13 protein-coding genes are annotated in these 18605 nt (G+C 62.7%); 5 read left to right on the top strand and 8 right to left on the bottom strand.

The genetic code is table 11. The features are described 5' to 3' along the window. Window positions 1–77: 77 nt before the first annotated feature. Both ccoG and BBG20_RS20810 read right to left on the bottom strand, forming a co-directional pair. Window positions 78–1487 carry a cytochrome c oxidase accessory protein CcoG gene (gene ccoG / locus BBG20_RS20805; protein ID WP_065906640.1) on the bottom strand — a complete coding sequence of 470 codons (1410 nt, stop codon included), beginning with the start codon at window positions 1485–1487 and terminating at the stop codon, window positions 78–80. Window positions 1488–1671: 184 nt separating this feature from the next. Continuing rightward, window positions 1672–1911, bottom strand: a complete 240-nt coding sequence (locus tag BBG20_RS20810) for a DUF3203 family protein (RefSeq protein ID WP_065906641.1) — start codon at window positions 1909–1911, stop codon at window positions 1672–1674. 122 nt (window positions 1912–2033) lie between these two features. On the opposite strand from BBG20_RS20810, the gene BBG20_RS20815 reads away from it, so the two are divergent. Next, window positions 2034–2525, top strand: a complete 492-nt coding sequence (locus BBG20_RS20815; RefSeq protein WP_065906642.1) for an MgtC/SapB family protein — start codon at window positions 2034–2036, stop codon at window positions 2523–2525. Here the strand turns inward: BBG20_RS20815 and BBG20_RS32970 are convergent. Beyond that, window positions 2503–2676, bottom strand: coding sequence for a hypothetical protein (locus BBG20_RS32970; protein WP_162946078.1), 174 nt, complete (start codon window positions 2674–2676; stop codon window positions 2503–2505). The two genes, BBG20_RS20815 and BBG20_RS32970, sit on opposite strands and share 23 nt — an antisense overlap. 203 nt (window positions 2677–2879) lie before the next feature. Here BBG20_RS32970 and BBG20_RS20820 point away from each other — a divergent pair, with 203 nt between their 5' ends. The 4 genes from BBG20_RS20820 to BBG20_RS20835 all read left to right on the top strand — a co-directional run bounded on the left by BBG20_RS20820 (window position 2880) and on the right by BBG20_RS20835 (window position 11818). Continuing rightward, complete coding sequence (locus tag BBG20_RS20820) at window positions 2880–4868, top strand: alpha-1,4-glucan--maltose-1-phosphate maltosyltransferase (protein ID WP_065906644.1); 1989 nt, start codon at window positions 2880–2882, stop codon at window positions 4866–4868. A 149-nt stretch (window positions 4869–5017) separates the two neighbouring features. After that, window positions 5018–8365, top strand: a complete 3348-nt coding sequence (treS, locus tag BBG20_RS20825; RefSeq protein ID WP_065906649.1) for a maltose alpha-D-glucosyltransferase — start codon at window positions 5018–5020, stop codon at window positions 8363–8365. Beyond that, a complete protein-coding gene (gene glgB / locus BBG20_RS20830; RefSeq protein WP_065906654.1) occupies window positions 8362–10599 on the top strand; it encodes a 1,4-alpha-glucan branching protein GlgB in 2238 nt (745 codons plus the stop codon). The genes treS and glgB overlap by 4 nt, the downstream gene beginning before the upstream one ends. Before the next feature lie 52 nt (window positions 10600–10651). Further along, window positions 10652–11818, top strand: coding sequence for a GGDEF domain-containing protein (locus BBG20_RS20835; RefSeq protein ID WP_065906656.1), 1167 nt, complete (start codon window positions 10652–10654; stop codon window positions 11816–11818). 2 nt (window positions 11819–11820) lie between these two features. Here BBG20_RS20835 and BBG20_RS20840 read toward each other — a convergent pair whose 3' ends face one another. The 5 genes from BBG20_RS20840 to BBG20_RS20860 form a co-directional block, all read right to left on the bottom strand. Then, window positions 11821–14007 carry an ATP-binding protein gene (locus BBG20_RS20840; RefSeq protein WP_065906658.1) on the bottom strand — a complete coding sequence of 729 codons (2187 nt, stop codon included), beginning with the start codon at window positions 14005–14007 and terminating at the stop codon, window positions 11821–11823. 168 nt (window positions 14008–14175) lie between these two features. Further along, the gene (locus BBG20_RS20845) at window positions 14176–15030 is read right to left on the bottom strand and encodes a CAP domain-containing protein (protein ID WP_065906660.1); all 855 of its coding nucleotides are present in this window, start codon (window positions 15028–15030) and stop codon (window positions 14176–14178) included. Between the two features lie 81 nt (window positions 15031–15111). Continuing rightward, on the bottom strand, window positions 15112–16437 hold the full coding sequence (locus tag BBG20_RS20850) for an MFS transporter (RefSeq protein WP_065906662.1): 1326 nt from the start codon (window positions 16435–16437) through the stop codon (window positions 15112–15114). Between the two features lie 58 nt (window positions 16438–16495). Beyond that, window positions 16496–17689 (bottom strand): L-2-hydroxyglutarate oxidase, encoded by a 1194-nt coding sequence (gene lhgO, locus BBG20_RS20855; protein ID WP_065906664.1) that lies wholly within the window; start codon window positions 17687–17689, stop codon window positions 16496–16498. Between the two features lie 108 nt (window positions 17690–17797). Then, window positions 17798–18508 carry a FadR/GntR family transcriptional regulator gene (locus tag BBG20_RS20860; protein ID WP_065906667.1) on the bottom strand — a complete coding sequence of 237 codons (711 nt, stop codon included), beginning with the start codon at window positions 18506–18508 and terminating at the stop codon, window positions 17798–17800. Window positions 18509–18605 lie beyond the last annotated feature (97 nt).

Consider the following 18605-nt stretch of genomic DNA (forward strand, 5'->3'; position numbering starts at 1 on the left):
TGAAAGTGTACGCAAGTCCATGGCAGGCGCCGGCAAGTCAGCGCCCACCGTTGAATCGCCACTGGGTCGGATAGACCTCAGCGGTTCAGCGGGGCGACAAAACGGCTGTCGGCCGCGCTGTAGATCCAGGGTTCATCCACATCCGTGACCTTGAAACGCAAGGTCTGCGAGCTGCTGGTCGGTTTGTCGGCCAGCAGGGCCACGGACACCGGCACATCGCTGATCTCCCCAGGCGCCAGGCTGATCTCGGTCTTGCCCTGCAACTGGAAGCCTTCGCCGTCCACCAGCTCCAGGCGGTAATCCTGGCGTTGCTGGGTCTTGTTGATGACCTTGAGGCTGTAGATATTCTCGATCAGGCCCTGGGCATTTTCGCGGAACATGCCACGGTCCTTGGTCACATCCAGCGACACCATCGGTCGCCCCACCAGGGCCACCACCAGCGCGGCAATCATCACCAGCAGCACGGCACTGTAGCCGATCAGGCGTGGCCTGAGCAGATGAGTCTTGCCACCTTGCAGTTGATGTTCGGAGGTGTAGCTCACCAGGCCGCGCGCGTAACCCATCTTGTCCATGATCGAGTCGCAGGCGTCGACACAGGCTGCGCAACCGATGCACTCCATTTGCAGGCCGTCGCGGATGTCGATACCGGTGGGGCACACCTGCACGCAGAGCTGGCAGTCGATGCAGTCCCCCAGGCCGACGTCGGCTGGCCTGGCCTCACGTTTGCGCGGGCCACGGCTTTCGCCACGGGCGGCGTCATAGGAGATGGTCAGCGTGTCCTTGTCGAACATCACACTCTGGAAGCGCGCATACGGGCACATGTGCATGCACACTGCTTCGCGCAGCCAACCGGCGTTGAGGTAAGTGGCGGCGGTGAAGAACAGCACCCAGAACAGGCTGACGCCGCCCATTTGCCAGGTCAGCAGCTCGGCGGCCAGCGGGCGGATGGGCGTGAAGTAGCCGACAAAGGTCAGCCCGGTGAGCACGCTGATGCCCAGCCACAGGGTGTGCTTGGCCGCGCGCCGCGCCAGTTTGTTCACGCTCCACGGCGCCGCTTGCAACTTGATACGTTGATTGCGCTCGCCTTCGGTGACTTTCTCACACCACATGAACAGCCAGGTGAACGAGCTTTGCGGACAGGTGTAGCCGCACCACACGCGGCCGGCGAACACGGTAATCGCAAACAGGCCGAAGGCGCAGATGATCAGCAGCGCTGACAACAAAATGAAATCCTGGGGCCAGAAGGTCGCGCCAAAGATATGGAATTTGCTCTGCGCCAGGTCCCAGAGTACCGCCTGGCGGTCGCCCCAGTTCAGCCACACGGTGCCGAAGAAGGCCAGGAACAGCAAGCCGGCACCGCCGATACGCAAGGTGCGGAACAGGCCGGTGAAGCTGCGGGTATGAATCAGGTTGTCGCTGGATTTGGCCTTCACCTTCTTTGGGTGTATGGGCACAAAGGTTTCCACGGTAGGGATTCTTTCGCTCATGGTCGTTCGCTCATCAGCCTCCATCAGGCGGATGAACTATGCGCGTGGCGCTGTGTGCATAACAGACTCAGCTAGGGCGATAAAAAGCGGATCAGATAGGGGCTTCGAGCGCCGCTGCGACAATGTGCTGCACCCCGTTGCATGAGGGGTGCAGCGCTATCCTGGGCGTGCTGATACAGATCAATTAAATCAACGAACCAGGTTCTTCGGCCTTCACATGTTGGCGCCCGTCGTGGGCGCCGGCGACCGTGAGCGCATCGGCCTCGGCTTCAGTGATGTAGATCCGCTCGGCCGCCAATTCTACGTAGGACATGGATTTGTCGATGTCGGTGACGATATTGACCCGTGTCGCCGGCACGCTCTGTTCCTGGCCATTGTCATCGAGCATGAAGTAGCACAGCTGGTTTTCGATACGAATGGGCATGCCGTTCTCCTTTCTCATGGGCTATGAACGTTAGGGCGCAGCGATGTGCGCGGGTTCAAGGCAACTGACTGGCGGTCGCCGCTGTCCATCGTTGACCCATAAAGACAAAAAGGACGGCATCCATGGACGCCTGGTGGCAAGAAGTGTGGCAAACCCTGCAAGCTGAATTTGCCGATATCGGCGATGCGAAACAACTCACCCAGATCACCGTGCGCCTGCTGATCGCTGCGGTCCTGGGCGGCATTCTCGGCTTCGAGCGCGAGAGCAAGGGCAAGGCCGCGGGCGTGCGCACGCACATGCTGGTGGCCTTGGGCGCGGCGCTGTTCGTGATGGTGCCGCAGATGTCCGGCAATCAGGCCGATGCCATGAGCCGCGTGGTCCAGGGCGTGATTGCCGGGATTGGCTTCCTCGGCGCCGGGACCATCATCAAGGGCAAGGATGAGGAAGAAGGGCACGTGAAGGGCCTGACCACCGCCGCCGGCCTTTGGATGACCGCTGCGATTGGGGTCTCGGCCGGGTTGGGCCGGGAATCGACAGCGGTGCTGAGTACCTTGCTGGCTCTGCTGGTGTTCAGCGTGATGCCAAAAATCGTCAAGCGCTTTGAGAAGGGCTGACAATCACGGGCGGCATGGTGGTCGGCGGCTCCTCCACGGGTGGCGGGTCTTGGGGCGGGTCTTGTTCCGGAATCGGCTCCGGCTCGGTGGGTGGCAGCGTCGGGTTGTCGATATTCGGGTCCGGGGTTTCTGCCGGGATCGGGATATTCATCGGTGTGGCCTCCTTTGTGCTTTGCTCTATCGGTGGACAGCCGCCGGGGCGATTTGATTCCCGCTCAATGGCCGCACATCCACCTGAACTTTTCCCGGTGAGGCAGGCTCGGACCTTATACGGCCCTGCTCAGGGAGAGCGGCGTCGTCTCAGAATTCAGATCAAGCAAAGAGCGTCCACAGGGCGTAAGGGGAAGATGCTCGATGACTGCTGAAACACAGGTTCCAGAAGAATCCCTCTTGCCGCTGTCCCAGGCATTGTTACTGCCCAGGATCGCGATCGAAAGCACCACCCCCGTGATCGATGGCGGCGAATTCGCCGTCAAGGCGGTGGTTGGCCAGCGCATTGACGTCACCAGCAACGTCTTTGCCGACGGCCACGACAAGCTGGCGGTGCTGATCCGCTGGCGCCCGCTGCACCAGGAACACTGGCACAGCGTGGTGATGAACGACGTGGGCAACAATGGCTGGGAGGGCGGGTTCACCGTCAGTGACCAAGGCCCCCACGAATACTGCATTGAAGCCTGGATCGATACCTTCGCCAGCTTCTGCTACGAACTGCGCAAGAAACATGAGGCCGGGGTACCGGTCAGCCTGGAGTTGCAGGAAGGTCGCAGCCTGGTGCTGCAGGCCGCCGAACGCAGCGACAACGAGTTGCGCGACCGCCTGATGCTGCTGCACCACGAACTCTCCGGCCTGCTGGAAACCGAGCAGGTCGCGCAGTTCCTGCACGAAGACAGTGCACATTTGATGACCCAGGCCGACCACCGTGCCTATTTGAGCATCAGCCGGGTCTACCCGATTGATGTCGAGCGCGAGGCGGCTCAGTTTGCCAGCTGGTACGAGCTGTTTCCGCGCTCGATCACTGACGATCCCGCCCGCCATGGCACCTTTAACGATGTGCACTCGCGCTTGTCGATGATCCACGACATGGGATTCGACGTGCTGTATTTCCCGCCGATCCACCCCATCGGCCGCAGCCATCGCAAGGGCAAGAACAATTCCCTGACCGCCGGTCCGGAGGATCCGGGCAGCCCGTATGCCATCGGCAGCGAGGAGGGCGGCCATGAGGCGATCCATCCGCAATTGGGCAGCCGCGATGACTTCCGGCGCCTGGTCAAGGCTGCCGCCGATCACGGCCTGGAAATCGCCCTGGACTTCGCCATCCAATGCTCCCAGGACCATCCGTGGCTCAAGCAACACCCGGGCTGGTTCAACTGGCGCCCGGACGGCACGATCAAATACGCCGAGAACCCGCCGAAGAAATACCAGGACATCGTCAACGTCGACTTCTATGCCGCCGACGCGATCCCGAGCCTGTGGACCGAATTGCGCGACATCGTGGTGGGCTGGGTGGAAGAGGGCGTGAAGACTTTTCGCGTCGACAACCCTCACACCAAGCCGCTGCCGTTCTGGCAATGGCTGATCAGCGACGTGCGATCCAAGCACCCCGACGTGATCTTTCTCGCCGAGGCGTTCACCACGCCGGCGATGATGGCGCGCCTGGGCAAGGTCGGCTATTCCCAGAGCTACACCTATTTCACCTGGCGTAACACCAAGGCCGAACTCGGTGAGTACCTGACGCAGCTGAACCAGTCGCCGTGGCGTGAATGCTACCGGCCGAACTTCTTCGTCAACACGCCGGACATCAACCCCGGCTTCCTGCACGAATCCGGTCGGCCGGGGTTTCTCATCCGCGCCGCACTGGCGACCATGGGCTCGGGCCTGTGGGGCATGTATTCGGGTTTCGAGCTGTGCGAAGCGGCGCCGGTGCCGGGCAAAGAGGAATACCTGGACTCGGAGAAATACGAGATCCGTCCACGGAACTTCACCGCGCCCGGCAACATCATTGCCGAGATCGCCCAACTCAACCGCATTCGCCGACAGAACCCGGCCTTGCACACGCACTTGGGCCTCAAGCTCTACAACGCCTGGAATGACAACATCCTGTATTTCGGCAAACGCAGCGAGGATGGCAGCAACTTCATCCTGGTGGCCGTCAACCTCGACCCGTTCAACGCCCAGGAAGCGCATTTCGAGCTGCCGTTATGGGAGTTGGGCCTGCCCGACGATGCCCAGACCCAAGGCGAAGACTTGATGAACGGCCATCGCTGGACCTGGTACGGCAAAAACCAGTGGACCCGCCTGGAGCCGCATATGCCGTTCGGGATCTGGCGCCTCACTGTTGCCTGAGACCGTCTCCCCTGCAGGCGCCGGCTCGCCGGCGATGGCAGCGGGCCTGACACCTTTTTTTCGCTGAAACACCGCGACCGCCGGCAAGCCGGCTCCGACACGGGTTCGCGGTGTTTCAAGTGGATGTTCACGCATTTCAGGAGTTTCCAATGGCGAAGAAACCCAAGGCTGCCACCTTTATCAAAGACCCGCTCTGGTACAAGGACGCGGTGATCTATCAGGTTCATGTCAAATCCTATTTCGACTCCAACAACGACGGCATCGGTGACTTTCCCGGGCTGATCGCCAAGCTCGACTACATCGCCGACCTGGGCGTGAACACCATCTGGCTGCTGCCGTTCTACCCCTCGCCGCGCCGCGACGATGGCTATGACATTGCCGAGTACCGGGGCGTGCACAGCGACTACGGGACCATGGCCGACGCCAAGCGCTTTATCGCCGAGGCCCACAAGCGCGGATTGCGGGTCATCACCGAGTTGGTGATCAACCACACCTCGGACCAGCACCCCTGGTTCCAACGCGCGCGCAAGGCCAAGCCCGGTTCGGCGGCGCGGGACTTCTACGTGTGGTCGGATGATGACCAGAAGTACGACGGCACACGCATCATTTTCCTCGACACCGAAAAATCCAACTGGACCTGGGACCCGGTCGCCGGCCAGTACTTCTGGCACCGCTTCTATTCCCACCAGCCGGACCTCAATTTCGACAACCCGCAGGTGATGAAAGCCGTGCTGTCGGTGATGCGCTACTGGCTGGACATGGGTATCGACGGCCTGCGCCTGGACGCGATTCCCTACCTGATCGAACGCGATGGCACCAACAACGAAAACCTTCCCGAAACCCACGGCGTGCTCAAGCAGATCCGCGCCGAGATCGACGCGCATTACCCCGACCGCATGCTGCTCGCCGAGGCCAACCAGTGGCCTGAAGACACCCAGCTGTACTTCGGTGACCGCAAGGGCGATGACGGTGACGAGTGCCACATGGCCTTCCACTTCCCGCTGATGCCGCGCATGTACATGGCGCTGGCCCAGGAAGATCGCTTCCCGATCACCGACATCCTGCGCCAGACCCCAGAGATCCCCGCCAACTGCCAATGGGCGATTTTCCTGCGCAACCACGATGAACTGACCCTGGAAATGGTCACCGACAAAGAACGCGATTACCTGTGGAACTACTACGCCGCTGACCGCCGCGCGCGGATCAACCTGGGCATCCGCCGGCGCCTGGCGCCGTTGGTGGAGCGTGACCGTCGACGTGTCGAACTGCTCAACAGCCTGTTGCTGTCGATGCCAGGCACACCGACCCTGTATTACGGCGATGAAATCGGCATGGGCGACAACATCTACCTGGGCGACCGTGACGGGGTGCGCACGCCGATGCAGTGGTCCATCGACCGCAACGGCGGTTTTTCCCGGGCCAACCCGGCGAGCCTGGTGTTGCCGCCGATCATGGACCCGCAATACGGCTACCAGTCGGTCAACGTCGAAACCCAGGCCCAGGATCCACACTCGCTGCTCAACTGGACCCGCCGCATGCTTGCGGTGCGCAAGCAGTCCAAGGCGTTCGGCCGTGGCAGCCTGAAAATGCTCTCGCCAAGCAACCGCCGCATCCTCGCCTACACCCGCGAATTCACCGGCGACGATGGGCGCACCGAAATCATCCTGTGCGTGGCCAACGTGTCGCGCAGTGCCCAGGCGGCCGAACTGGACCTGTCGGCCTTCGCCGGCATGGTACCGGTGGAGATGCTGGGCGGTAATGCGTTCCCGCCGATTGGCCAGCTGAATTTCCTGCTGACCCTGGCGCCATACGGCTTCTATTGGTTCGTGCTGGCGGCGGAAAACCAGATGCCGAGCTGGCATGTGGAACCGGCGCAAAGCATGCCGGACTTCACCACGCTGGTGCTGAAAAAACGCATGGAAGAGCTGCTCGAAGAGCCGTGCCGCGCGACCCTGGAGCAGACCTCGCTGCCGGCCTGGCTGCCCAAGCGGCGCTGGTTTGCCGGCAAGGACACGGCCATCGACAGTGTGCGCATCGTCTATGGCGCACGCTTTGGCGACCCGCAGCACCCGGTGTTGCTCAGCGAGCTTGAGGTGACCGCCGGTGGCCAGGTCAACCGTTATCAGCTGCCATTCGGCTTTCTCGGCGAAGACCAGTTCACCAGCGCCTTGCCGCAGCAACTGGCGCTGGCCCGCGTGCGCCGTGTGCGCCAGGTCGGGTTGGTGACGGACGCCTTCAGCCTTGAGCACTTCATTCGCGCGGTCATCCAGGGCCTGCAAGCCGGCACCGTGCTGAACACCAGCGATGGCGACCTGCGTTTTGAAGCCACGCCGCACTTGGCCAGGTTGCAGCTCAATGACGAGTCGGTGGTGCGCTACCTGTCGGCCGAGCAGTCCAACAGTTCAGTGGTGGTGGGCGAAAGCCTGGTGCTCAAACTGATCCGCAAAGTCAGCGCCGGGGTGCACCCGGAGCTGGAAATGAGCGCCTACCTGACCGCCGCCGACTACCCGAACATCTCGCCATTGCTGGGCTCGATGGTGCGCCGCGATGCGGCGGGCGACGACAACCTGTTGATGATTGCCCAAGGCTACCTGAGCAACCAGGGCGATGCCTGGAGCTGGACCCAGAACAACCTCGAGCGCGCGATCCGCGACGAACTCGCCGAAGCCATCTCCGAGCAGGAACAACACTACAACGCCCTGGGCGAACTGGCCGACTTTGCCGGATTGCTCGGGCAGCGCCTGGGCGAAATGCATGGGGTACTGGGCGCGAAGACCACTAACAAAGACTTCAAGCCCGAGGTCACCACAGTCAAGGATACCCAGGCCTGGGCCAAGGATGTCGGTGCACAGATCGACCGCGCCCTGCAATTGCTCAAGCTGCACCAAAGCCAATTGAACCCTGGCGATCAGGCGCTGGTCAGTGAATTGCTGGCGCAGAAAAAAGCCATCGCCAGCCATGTGCAGGCCTTGGCGAAAGCCACGCTGGGCGGCCTGCGCATTCGTGTCCACGGTGATTTGCACCTGGGCCAGGTGCTGGTGGTGAAGGGCGATGCCTACCTGATCGACTTTGAAGGCGAGCCTGCGCGGCCGCTGCATGAGCGCCGGGGCAAGCACAGCCCGTACAAGGATGTGAGTGGGGTGTTGCGTTCCTTTGATTACGCGGCGGCGATGGCGCTGAATGTGCAGGGCGTGGATCACTCGACGGAGGCGGACGTTGCCCGCAAGCGCGTGACCGATCGTTACCTGAAAGAAGCGCGCCAGGCATTTATCCAGGCTTATCAGGCAGCTACGTCTACACTGGCGCATGACTGGCAGGATGCCAAGGGCCAGGACGCTGCGCTGACGCTGTTCAGCCTCGAGAAGGCCGCGTATGAAGTGGCTTACGAAGCGGAAAATCGCCCGACCTGGCTGCCAGTGCCCCTGCAAGGGTTGCACGGCTTGCTGAGTGGGCTTGTACCTATATCGAAAACTGTACGCGGTGGGGAGACGTCATGAGGTTTACACATAAAGAACCGCTGCAGCCGAAATTGACTGCATTGCCGGCGTCCAACGACGTCGAAGCGCTGGTGCGCGCCGAGCACCATGATCCGTTCTCGATCCTGGGGCCGCACGATGACGAGCAGGGCGGCCAGTTTATCCGCGCCTTCCTGCCGGAAGCCCTCAGTGTGCAGGTGCTGGCACGCGACAGCGGCGAGCAGATCGGCAGCCTCGATGCGACCCAGGTGCCGGGTTTGTTTGTCGGGCACTTCGCGACTCGCCAGGCCTACCTGCTGAAAATCCAGTGGGCGGGCGGTGAGCAGATCACCGAAGACCCGTACAGCTTCCAGCAACTGCTGCTGGGTGAAATGGACCTGTACCTGTTTGCCGAAGGCAATCACCGCGACCTCGGCAGCTGCCTGGGCGCCCAGGTGACCAGCGTCGACGGCGTGGAGGGCGTGCGATTTGCCGTGTGGGCGCCGAATGCCCGGCGCGTGTCGGTGGTCGGCGACTTCAACATCTGGGACGGGCGTCGGCACCCGATGCGCCTGCGTCATCCGTCCGGTGTATGGGAGATCTTTATCCCACGCCTGCAACCGGGCGCAGCCTACAAATACGAAATTCTCGCTGCCAACGGGATCCTGCCGCTCAAGGCCGACCCGATGGCGCTGGCCACCCAACTGCCGCCGGACACCGCCTCCAAGGTCGCGGCGCCGTTGCAGGTGGACTGGCAGGACCATGCGTGGATGCAGTCGCGCGTCGAGCGTCAGAAGACCACCGCGCCGCTGTCGATCTACGAGCTGCACGTGGGTTCCTGGCAGTGCGAGCTGGACGAGGCGGGCGAGGTCTCGCGCCAATACAGCTGGCGCGAGCTGGCCGAACGGCTGGTGCCCTATGTGCAGCAACTGGGCTTCACCCACGTTGAACTGATGCCGATCATGGAGCACCCGTTCGGCGGCTCCTGGGGCTATCAGGCGCTGTCGCAATTCGCTCCGACGGCACGCTTTGGCTCGCCGGAAGACTTTGCCTACTTCGTCAATGCACTGCATCAGGCGGATATTGGTGTGATTCTCGACTGGGTGCCGGCGCATTTTCCTACCGATACCCACGGTCTGGCGCAGTTCGATGGCACCGCGCTGTATGAATACGCCAATCCGCTCGAAGGCTTTCACCAGGATTGGGACACGCTGATCTACAACCTGGGCCGCACCGAAGTCCACGGCTTCATGCTGGCTTCGGCGCTGCACTGGCTCAAGCACTTCCACATCGATGGGCTGCGCGTGGATGCCGTGGCGTCGATGTTGTACCGCGATTATTCGCGCAAGGCCGGCGAATGGGTGCCCAATCGCCACGGCGGTCGCGAGAACCTCGAAGCCATCGACTTCCTGCGCCACCTCAACGACGTGGTCGCCCTGGAGGCGCCCGGTGCGCTGGTGATTGCCGAAGAATCCACCGCCTGGCCCGGCGTCAGCCAGCCCACCCAACAGGGCGGCCTGGGTTTCAACTACAAGTGGAACATGGGCTGGATGCACGATTCGCTGCACTACATCCAGCAGGACCCGGTGTACCGCGCCCATCACCACAATGAACTGAGCTTCGGCCTGGTGTATGCCTGGTCCGAGCGTTTCATCCTGCCGATTTCCCACGATGAAGTGGTGCACGGCAAGCACTCGTTGATCGACAAGATGCCCGGCGACCGCTGGCAGAAATTTGCCAACCTGCGTGCTTACCTGGCGTTCATGTGGATGCACCCTGGCAAGAAACTGCTGTTCATGGGCTGCGAATTCGGCCAGTGGCGCGAGTGGAACCACGACCAGCAGCTGGATTGGTACCTGCTGCAATACCCGGAACACCGCGGCGTGCAGAAACTGGTGGGCGACTTGAACCGCCTGTACCGCGAGGAACCGGCCCTGCACGAACAGGACAACGCGCCCCAGGGCTTCCAATGGCTGATCGGCGACGATGCGATCAACAGCGTGTATGCCTGGCTGCGCTGGAGCAAGGATGGCAAGCCGGTGCTGGTGGTTGCCAACTTCACCCCGGTGCCGCGTGAGGCATACGCCGTCGGGGTGCCGTTTGCCGGGAGCTGGAGCGAAGTGCTCAACAGCGACGCTGACCTGTATGCGGGCTCCAATTACGGTAACGGTGGCACCGTTTCCACGCGTGATGAGCCGCGCCATGGGCAGGCGGTCTCGCTGTCGTTGAATCTGCCGCCGTTGGGTGTGTTGATTCTGCGGCCGCAAGCGCTTTAAAGCGCTCTACACGGCTGGATTCTGTTGTCCGCGCTACTGGCAGGGTGCCACAATGGCACCCTTGTCGTGGCAGTTGAATCAGGCGAATTTCATGAACGGCCTTGGGCGTAGGCAGGACCAGGATTGCTTTATAGAGGAACAGGTGCGGACTGACCGTTTGCATCAGTTGTTTCGGCAGTCCTTTGCCGCGATTTTCGGCAGCTACCTCGCTGCGGTGATGCTCTGCTGGCTGTGTTGGGAGCGCTTTGACCACACGGTCATGCTGGTCTGGCTGTTGGTGCTGGCGGCCACGTCATTGCTGCGGGTCAAGATGTTCATGGAGTGGTTCCGCTGTCCCAACGGCGAGCGCACCCCGCAGCGCTGGGAACGTCGCTACTGGATCACGCTGATGCTCTCTGCCGGCGTCTGGGGCGCCGGCGCACTGGCCGTGATGCCGACCGACGATCGAGTGTCGCAGGTGCTGGTCATGCTGTTTACCGTGGGCATGTCGGTGAGTGCCGTCTCGTGTTATTCCGCGTATCGCTACATGACCCTGGCGTCCCTGGCCCTGGTGCTGCTGCCGTGCACGCTGTGGCTGTTGTTCCAGCCGTCGTCCATGCAAGTCGGGGTGGCTGTCGCGGTGCTGGTGTTCTCCACCTTTGTGGTCAGCGCCACGCGCAAGCTGTCGGATGCGCTGGAAAAAGCCTTTCGCCTGACCCGGCAAATGGAACGGGCCCACAACATCTCTACACGCGCCGCACAGACCGACGAACTCACCGGGCTGATGAACCGTCGCGCGTTTTTCGAACATGCCCAGGTGTTGTACGCGCAATGCCGCCACAATCAGCAGCCGTTGTGCGCGCTGATGCTGGACATGGACCACTTCAAGCAGATCAACGACACCTACGGTCACCAGGCCGGGGACCAGGTGCTGCGCCAGATTGGCGGGGTGATCAGTGCTTCGTTCCGCCAGGCCGATGTGTACGGCCGCCTGGGGGGCGAGGAGTTCGCTGTGCTGCTGCCCAATACCTCGCTGGAGGCAGCGCGAGACATTGCCGAGCAGTTGGTCAAGGCGATCTCCGGCCTGGTCTCCGAGCCGGTGCATGGCTTGACCGCCAGCCTCGGCGTGGCCTCCACCCATACCCTTGACCAGGATTTGCACGGCCTGATGAACACCGCCGACAAGGCGCTGTATCGCGCCAAGGCGTTGGGTCGCAATCAAGTGGCCGTGGCGGAATAGGCTCAGTCCTTGAGCATGGCCTTGGCCAGCACGCGTGCGACCTGGTCGGCGGAGTAGGGCTTGGCGAGGAACTCGAAGCCTTCATAGCCGCTGTCAGCCAGCTCCTCGCTGTAGCCCGACGTGAGGACTATCGGCAGGTCCGGCCGGCGCTCGCGCAGCACCCTGGCCATCATCACGCCGGTGATCCCCGGCATGACCACGTCCGAGAACACCCCGTCGAAGGCCATGGCGTCCTCGCCGGCCATCGCCAGTGCCTGTTCGGCATCGGTGGCCCAGGTGGTCTGGTAGCCCAGGTCCTGGAGGATCTGGTTGGCGAAGCGGCCCACGTCGAGGTTGTCTTCCACGATGAGGATATGGCGGTGCGACGGGTCATGGTCCGGGCACGCGGCTTGCTGCAGGTGCGCCAACTGGACTGCCTGGGATTCAACGGCCGGCAGGTACAGGGTAAATACCGTGCCCTGGCCCTGGGTGCTGGCCACGTCGACGTTGCCGCCGGACTGCTTGGCGAAACCGAACACCTGGGACAAACCCAGCCCGGTGCCTTTGCCGACGGCCTTGGTGGTAAAGAACGGCTCGAAGATGCGCTCCAGGTTGTCGCTGGCCATGCCGCTGCCGGTGTCGGCCAGGGACACCGTGACGAAGGGCTGGCGCGACTCGGCGTCGCCACGGATACGCGGCAGGGCCGCCACGGTGGCCACGCGCAGGGTCAGCGTGCCTTGGCCGTTCATGGCGTCACGGGCGTTGAGGGCCATATTGATCAGCGCGGTTTCGAACTGGCTGGAGTCGACGCGCACATGGCACGGGCTGTCGGGCAACTCGACGCGCACCTGGATCCGCGCCCCGGTGAGGCTTTCCAGCATCTCGCCGATATTCCTGACCCGCAGGCTCACATCGAACACTTCCGGGTTCAATGGCTGGCGCCGGGCGAAGGCGAGCAACTGGCTGGTGAGTTTGCTGGCCCGCTCGACGGTGTCCGACACCGCGCCCATGTAACGCTGGCGCCGCTCCTCGGAGAGACCGGGCTGGCGCAGGAAATCCACCGACGAGCGAATGATCGTCAGCAGGTTGTTGAAGTCATGGGCGACGCCGCCGGTCAACTGGCCGATGGCTTCCAGCTTCTGGGACTGGCGCAGCGCGGCTTCGGCCTGGGAGAGGGCGGTGGTGCGTTCCGCCACCCGCTGTTCCAGGGTCGCATTCAGCTCGGTGAATGCGGCCAGGCCCTCACGCACGGCGACGTCGGCGCGCACGCGCTCGATATGTGCCCAGGAGCGTTCGGTGACTTCGCCCACCAGGGCCAGGTCATAGGGCGACCACACGCGCGCCGCTTTGTGATGCACGGCCATCAGCGCGGTGAGCCGGCCATGCTTGATCAGCGGGAAGCACACGGTCGCCAACGCGCCCAGGGCCTGGTAGCTGGCGGCGATGTGCGGCTCGAATTCGATGCGATTGTCCTGCACCACCACCGGCTCGCCGGCGTGCAGGCGTTGTACGGCCAACTCACCGAACGAGGCCAGGCTGTAGCGTCCGACGATGCTCGGCGAGCCGGGCGCCGCCCAATTGCCGCGAATGGTGAAGCCGTCTTCATCGGCGTCCATGTCCGCATAGGCGCAGTTGGACACCTGCAGGTGCTCGGCCAGCAGGCGCGTGGTGGTGGACATGATGGTTTCGGCATCGGTGGCATTGGTCACGGCGTTGCCGATCGCATCCAGCACCGCCAGGCGCCGCGCTAGAAATACCGTGGCGGTGGTTTCGGTCACCGTGTCCAGCAAGCCGACGACCTTGCCCTGCGGATCGCGGATGGGGCTGTAGCAAAAGGTGAAGTAGGCCTGCTCGGGGCCCGCGCCACGCTCGATCAGCAGCGGGAAGTTCTCGATGTAGGTGGCATGCCCTTCGAAAGCCGCGTCCGCGATGGGGCCGACCTGGTCCCACACTTCATGCCAGGTTTCGCTGAAAGGTCGCCCCAGCGAGTAGGGCTTGTCGCCAAGGATGGGCACAAACGCATCGTTGTAGAGCGTGATCAGGTGGGGCCCCCAGACGATGGCCTGGGGAAAGCTCGAGGCAAAACACAACGCTACCGTGGTCTTGAGCACATCCGGCCATTGTTCCAGCGGACCCAGGGGCGTACTTGCCCAATCATGCTGGCGTACCCGCTCAGCCATGTCGCTGCTGCTTTGCAGCCAATTCATCATTGGGAGAACACCTTGTTTGCCACAATCGGTCGAGCGCCTGAAGAGGTCAGGCTAACAAGCAACAGACCGAAATGAACGTTGCCAGTTCAGCGGAATTATCCACGAGATGGCAATTTGATGCTTCATCCATTTGAATAGATAAATATTCCGCGATCCGGGCGCTGTTTTTTACTGCGATGTGCCGAACAAACCGGTCCAGTAGATCCCTGCGTCACTTTTCGGGTCCATGGCATAGGCCGCGCCCAATTCGCGAAACTGCGGGTTCATCAGGTTGGCGCAATGGCCGGGGCTGGCGAGCCAGCCGTCGACGACCTTGCGCGGCGTGTCCAGGCCGGCGGCGATGTTTTCGCCGATGTTTTTCGCCGGGTAGCCGGCCAGTTCGGCGCGGTCACCGGGGGTGCGGCCGTCGTGGTCGAGGTGGTCGAAGAAATTGCCGTTGGCCATGTTGCGCGTGTGGCTGTTGGCGGCGCCGGCCAGGTCGTCATTCCAGGACAGCGGGGTGGTCGCGCTGAATGCCTGGGTGCCGCACTGGCGCGGTTGCGCGCGCGCGGTGTTGATCAGGGTGAGCAGTTGCTTGCCTTCGGTCTGCCAGTCGCCGAGGCCGCTGGACAGCAGTGGACGGGCGAGCACGATGCGCCAGTCCTGGCCGCTGTTGCTCACACCGATATCGACAAATTGCGGATCGAGCACCACGCGGCAGAAACTCTCGCGCACCGCCTTCATGGCAGCCTGGGCATCCTTGGGGCCGGACAGGCTGATGGCCTGCACATTCACCATCGGGTATGCCGCCCGGGCCAGGGCCTGTTGCAAGTCGCCGACATTGGTGGCCGGCAGCACCAGGCGGGTGTCGCTGGCCAAAGGTGGCAGTTCCTGGGAACCCTGGTCACCGCAGCGCTGTACCTGGCTGCGGTAGTCGTTGATCTGTTGCACCAGCTGGATTTCTTCATTCGCCATCGCGCTGGCGCAGAACACCGTACTGGCGGCCAGCGTCGTAAGACCCATCATCAATGACAGAACGCGCATGGACGTTACCCTTGAGCTTGAAAGTGCCCATGATGCGCGATGTAGGTGCGTCCATGCACCCGTTGGTCCGAACTTTTTTCCTCAGTTCTTGAATGCCGAGTGCTTGCGGCCCTGGTCACACAACGCAAACACCACCACCAGCAGCGCCGAAATGGCGAGGATTATCACCACGCCATCAGTGGAGTGGGTGGCCGATGCCGCCACCATCGACAGCGCACCCAGTGGCGCCAGGCCGCCAGCGATGGCGGTGCCGATTTCACGCCCGGTACCGAAGCCGGAAGAGCGCGTCTGGGTCGGGAACTGCCGGCTCAGGAACGAGCCCTGCGGGGCGAACATCATCGGTGCGAGGAGGCCGGTGCCGACGCCGATCGCGATGTAGATCATCAGGCTTTCGCCGCTGTTGAGCAGGGCCAGGAACGGGTAGGCGAACAGCAGCGAGCACAGCCCGCCGAGGATCAGCACGTGCTTGCTGCTCCACTTGTCACACAGCCAGCCGAAGCAAGGCACGGCGACGATGGCGATCAGGCTGGCGATGGTTACCGACAGCGACGTGACGTGCACATCCACGCCTTTGAATTGGGTCAGGTACGCCAGGGAGAAGGTCTTGAAGATGTAGCTCAGCGCGTTGTAGCCGATGGCAACGAAGAACACCACGGCCAGGCCTTTGAGGTCGTTCTTGAACAGGGCCTTGAGCGGCGAGGCCTTGGCCTTGGCGGCTTCTTTGCTAAGCTCCTTGAACTGCGGGGTTTCCGGAATGCTCTTGCGTACCCACAGGCCGACGCCCACCAGCACGATGCTGCAGACGAAGGGAATGCGCCAGCCGCCGGCCAGCAGGAACTCGTTGCCGTTGATGGTCAGCAGGTAAACGGTGAGCGACGACAGCAACAGGCCCAGGTTCAGGCCCAGCGCCGGCCATGCGCCTTGGCTGCCGCGCTTGCCCTGCGCCGCGTGCTCATAGGAGGTGACCGCCGCGCCGGACAGTTCGGCCCCCGCACCCAGGCCCTGGATGATGCGGATGAACACCAGCACGATCGGCGCCCAGATGCCGATGGAGGCGTAGCTGGGGATCAGGCCGATCAGCGTGGTGCACACGCCCATCAGGCAGAAGGTCACTACCAGCACTTGCTTGCGGCCGAACTTGTCGCCCAGGTAGCCAAACAGGATGCCGCCGAACGGGCGTGCGATAAAGCCGATGGCAAAGGTCGAAAAGGCCATCAGCGTGGCGGTCTTCGGGTCGCTGTTATCGAAGAAGATTTTCGAGAACACAATCGCCGCCATGGTCGCGTACAGGTAAAAGTCGTACCACTCCAGCATTGAGCCAAAGATGGTCGCGGCGGCGACTTTGCGCAGGCGCTTGCGGGTTTGTTCGGGCGTTTCGGTGCCGGGGATGGAGGCAGATGCCGTCATGCTGTACTTCCTTCTGAGTCTTTGTAGTTATTGTCAAATGGAGGCGTATTGCCGGGTGTTACTGGGGCGTGAACAGGCGGTCGGCGATCATCGCGCCGATCGGCATGGCTGACGTCGCGGCCGGTGAGGGCGCGTTGCAGACGTGGAGCATTCGCGAGGTCTGGGCGAACAGGAAGTCGTGCACCAGGCTGCCGTCGCGCATCACCGCCTGGGCGCGGATCCCGGCTTCATAGGGCAGCAGGTCGTCGAGGGTCAGTGACGGGCAATACTTGCGGCACTGCTCCAGGTAGCCGGATTTGAACAACGAGTTCTTCATCTCGGTGGTGCCCGAACCGAGGTTCTGCCAGAGGGTTTTCCAGAAGCCGGGGAAGCGCGCGTACTCGGCCACGTCGCGCCAGTTGATCGAGAACTTGCGGTAGTTTTCGCGACCCAGGCCCAGCACGGCGTTCGGCCCGACGGTGATGCTGCCGTCGATCATGCGGGTCAGGTGCACACCGAGGAACGGCAAGTCCGGGTCGGGAATCGGGTAGATGAGGTGATTGACGAGACCGTTTTTTTCCGGCGGCAGGCGGAAATATTCGCCGCGAAACGGGATGATCTGGTGGTCGATCTTGATCCCGGCCAGGGTCGCCAGGCGGTCCGACTGCAAGCCAGCGCACACCACCAGATGACGCGCCTGCCAGGTTTCGCCAAGGGTGTTGATGGTGACGGTGTCGGTGTCTTCATGGATGCCGGTGACGGTGCGTTCCAGGCAGATCTCGCCACCGCTGCGGCGAATCACCCGCGCCATGGTCTCGCACACCTGGCGGTAATCGACGATGCCGGTGGCATCCAGAAACAGCCCGCCCAGGCCGACGATGTTCGGTTCGCGCTCGCGCAACTGGTCCGCATCGAGGCGCTCGACCTGCATGCCGTTGAGTTGGGCGCGGGCATGCAGCGCTTCCATTCGCTGCATTTCCAGCGGGCTGGACGCCACCAGCAGCTTGCCGCACACCTCGAACTTGATGCCGTGCTCGGTGCAGAACTGCTTGGTGGCTTCGGCGCCACGCTTGCACAAGTCGGCCTTGAGGCTCCCCGGCGCGTAGTAGATGCCGGCGTGGATCACGCCGCTGTTGTGGCCGGTCTGGTGCTTGGCCAGCACCGATTCCTTTTCGAGGATCACCAGCGAGGCGCCCGGCTGGCGCTTGAGCAACTCCATGGCGGTGGCGAGGCCGACGATGCCGCCGCCGATGATGCAAAAGTCGTGAATCATTGCGTGGGGTACCTGCAGTTGCACATCAGTCTGATTATCAGGTTGTCAGACTAATGTTTTGGTTAAAAAAATGGCGTGTCGGGGACACGCTGCAAAAGGGTGATTCGGTCAATGTTTGGCGGGCAGTTCCAGGCTCAGGCGGCGTGCTGCCGCGCGCAGGTGGGCCTCGGCACTCGCGGCGGCACGCTGGGCGTCGCCGTCGGCAATCGCCTGGAACAGCGCCTGGTGTTCCTGGGTGGCGTCGGCAGAGCCGGTGACAAAACGCGAGGCGGAGTTTTCCCAAGCGGTTTTGCGGGCGCTGGCCAACTGGCTGCGCAGGAAGTCATGGAAGGCCACGAAGTAGTCATTCTTGCTGGCGTCGGCGATGGCGCGGTGGAACTCCACATCGGCGAGGGCGGCAGCTTCGAAGTTGTCCCGGTGCTCCTGCATGTCCTGCAGCGCGCTTTTCATGCGCTGCAGGTCGGCTTCATCGCGGCGTTGCGCGGCAATCGCGGCGGCCTGGGTCTCGATCCACAGGCGCACTTCGAACATCTGCGCGAGGTCGGGCCGTCGTCCATTCGGCTGCGGGAAACGGAACACCGTACCGGCTGGCGTCTGCGAGATAAACGAGCCCAGCCCCCGGCGCGCAGTGATCACGCCATCGGCCTTGAGCTGGGCAATGGCTTCACGCACTACAGAGCGGCTGACGTTGAGTTGTTCGGCCAGTTGCTGTTCCGTAGGCAAGCGCGACTCGGGCGGCAGTTGGCCGGAGTCGATTTCTGCGCGGATGGCACTGACAACCCGGACGACCAGCGAATCGGGGCGTTGAAGCTCAAGCATGGGAAAACCTTGTTGATCAGGTTGTCAGACAATAGTCGTTACGATTTTACCTTGTCAATATCGGCGTGGCTTTTGGGTGCGGCCTGCAGGCCATACA

It is taken from the genome of Pseudomonas aylmerensis (assembly GCF_001702265.1).
Classification (GTDB): Bacteria; Pseudomonadota; Gammaproteobacteria; order Pseudomonadales; family Pseudomonadaceae; genus Aquipseudomonas; species Aquipseudomonas aylmerensis.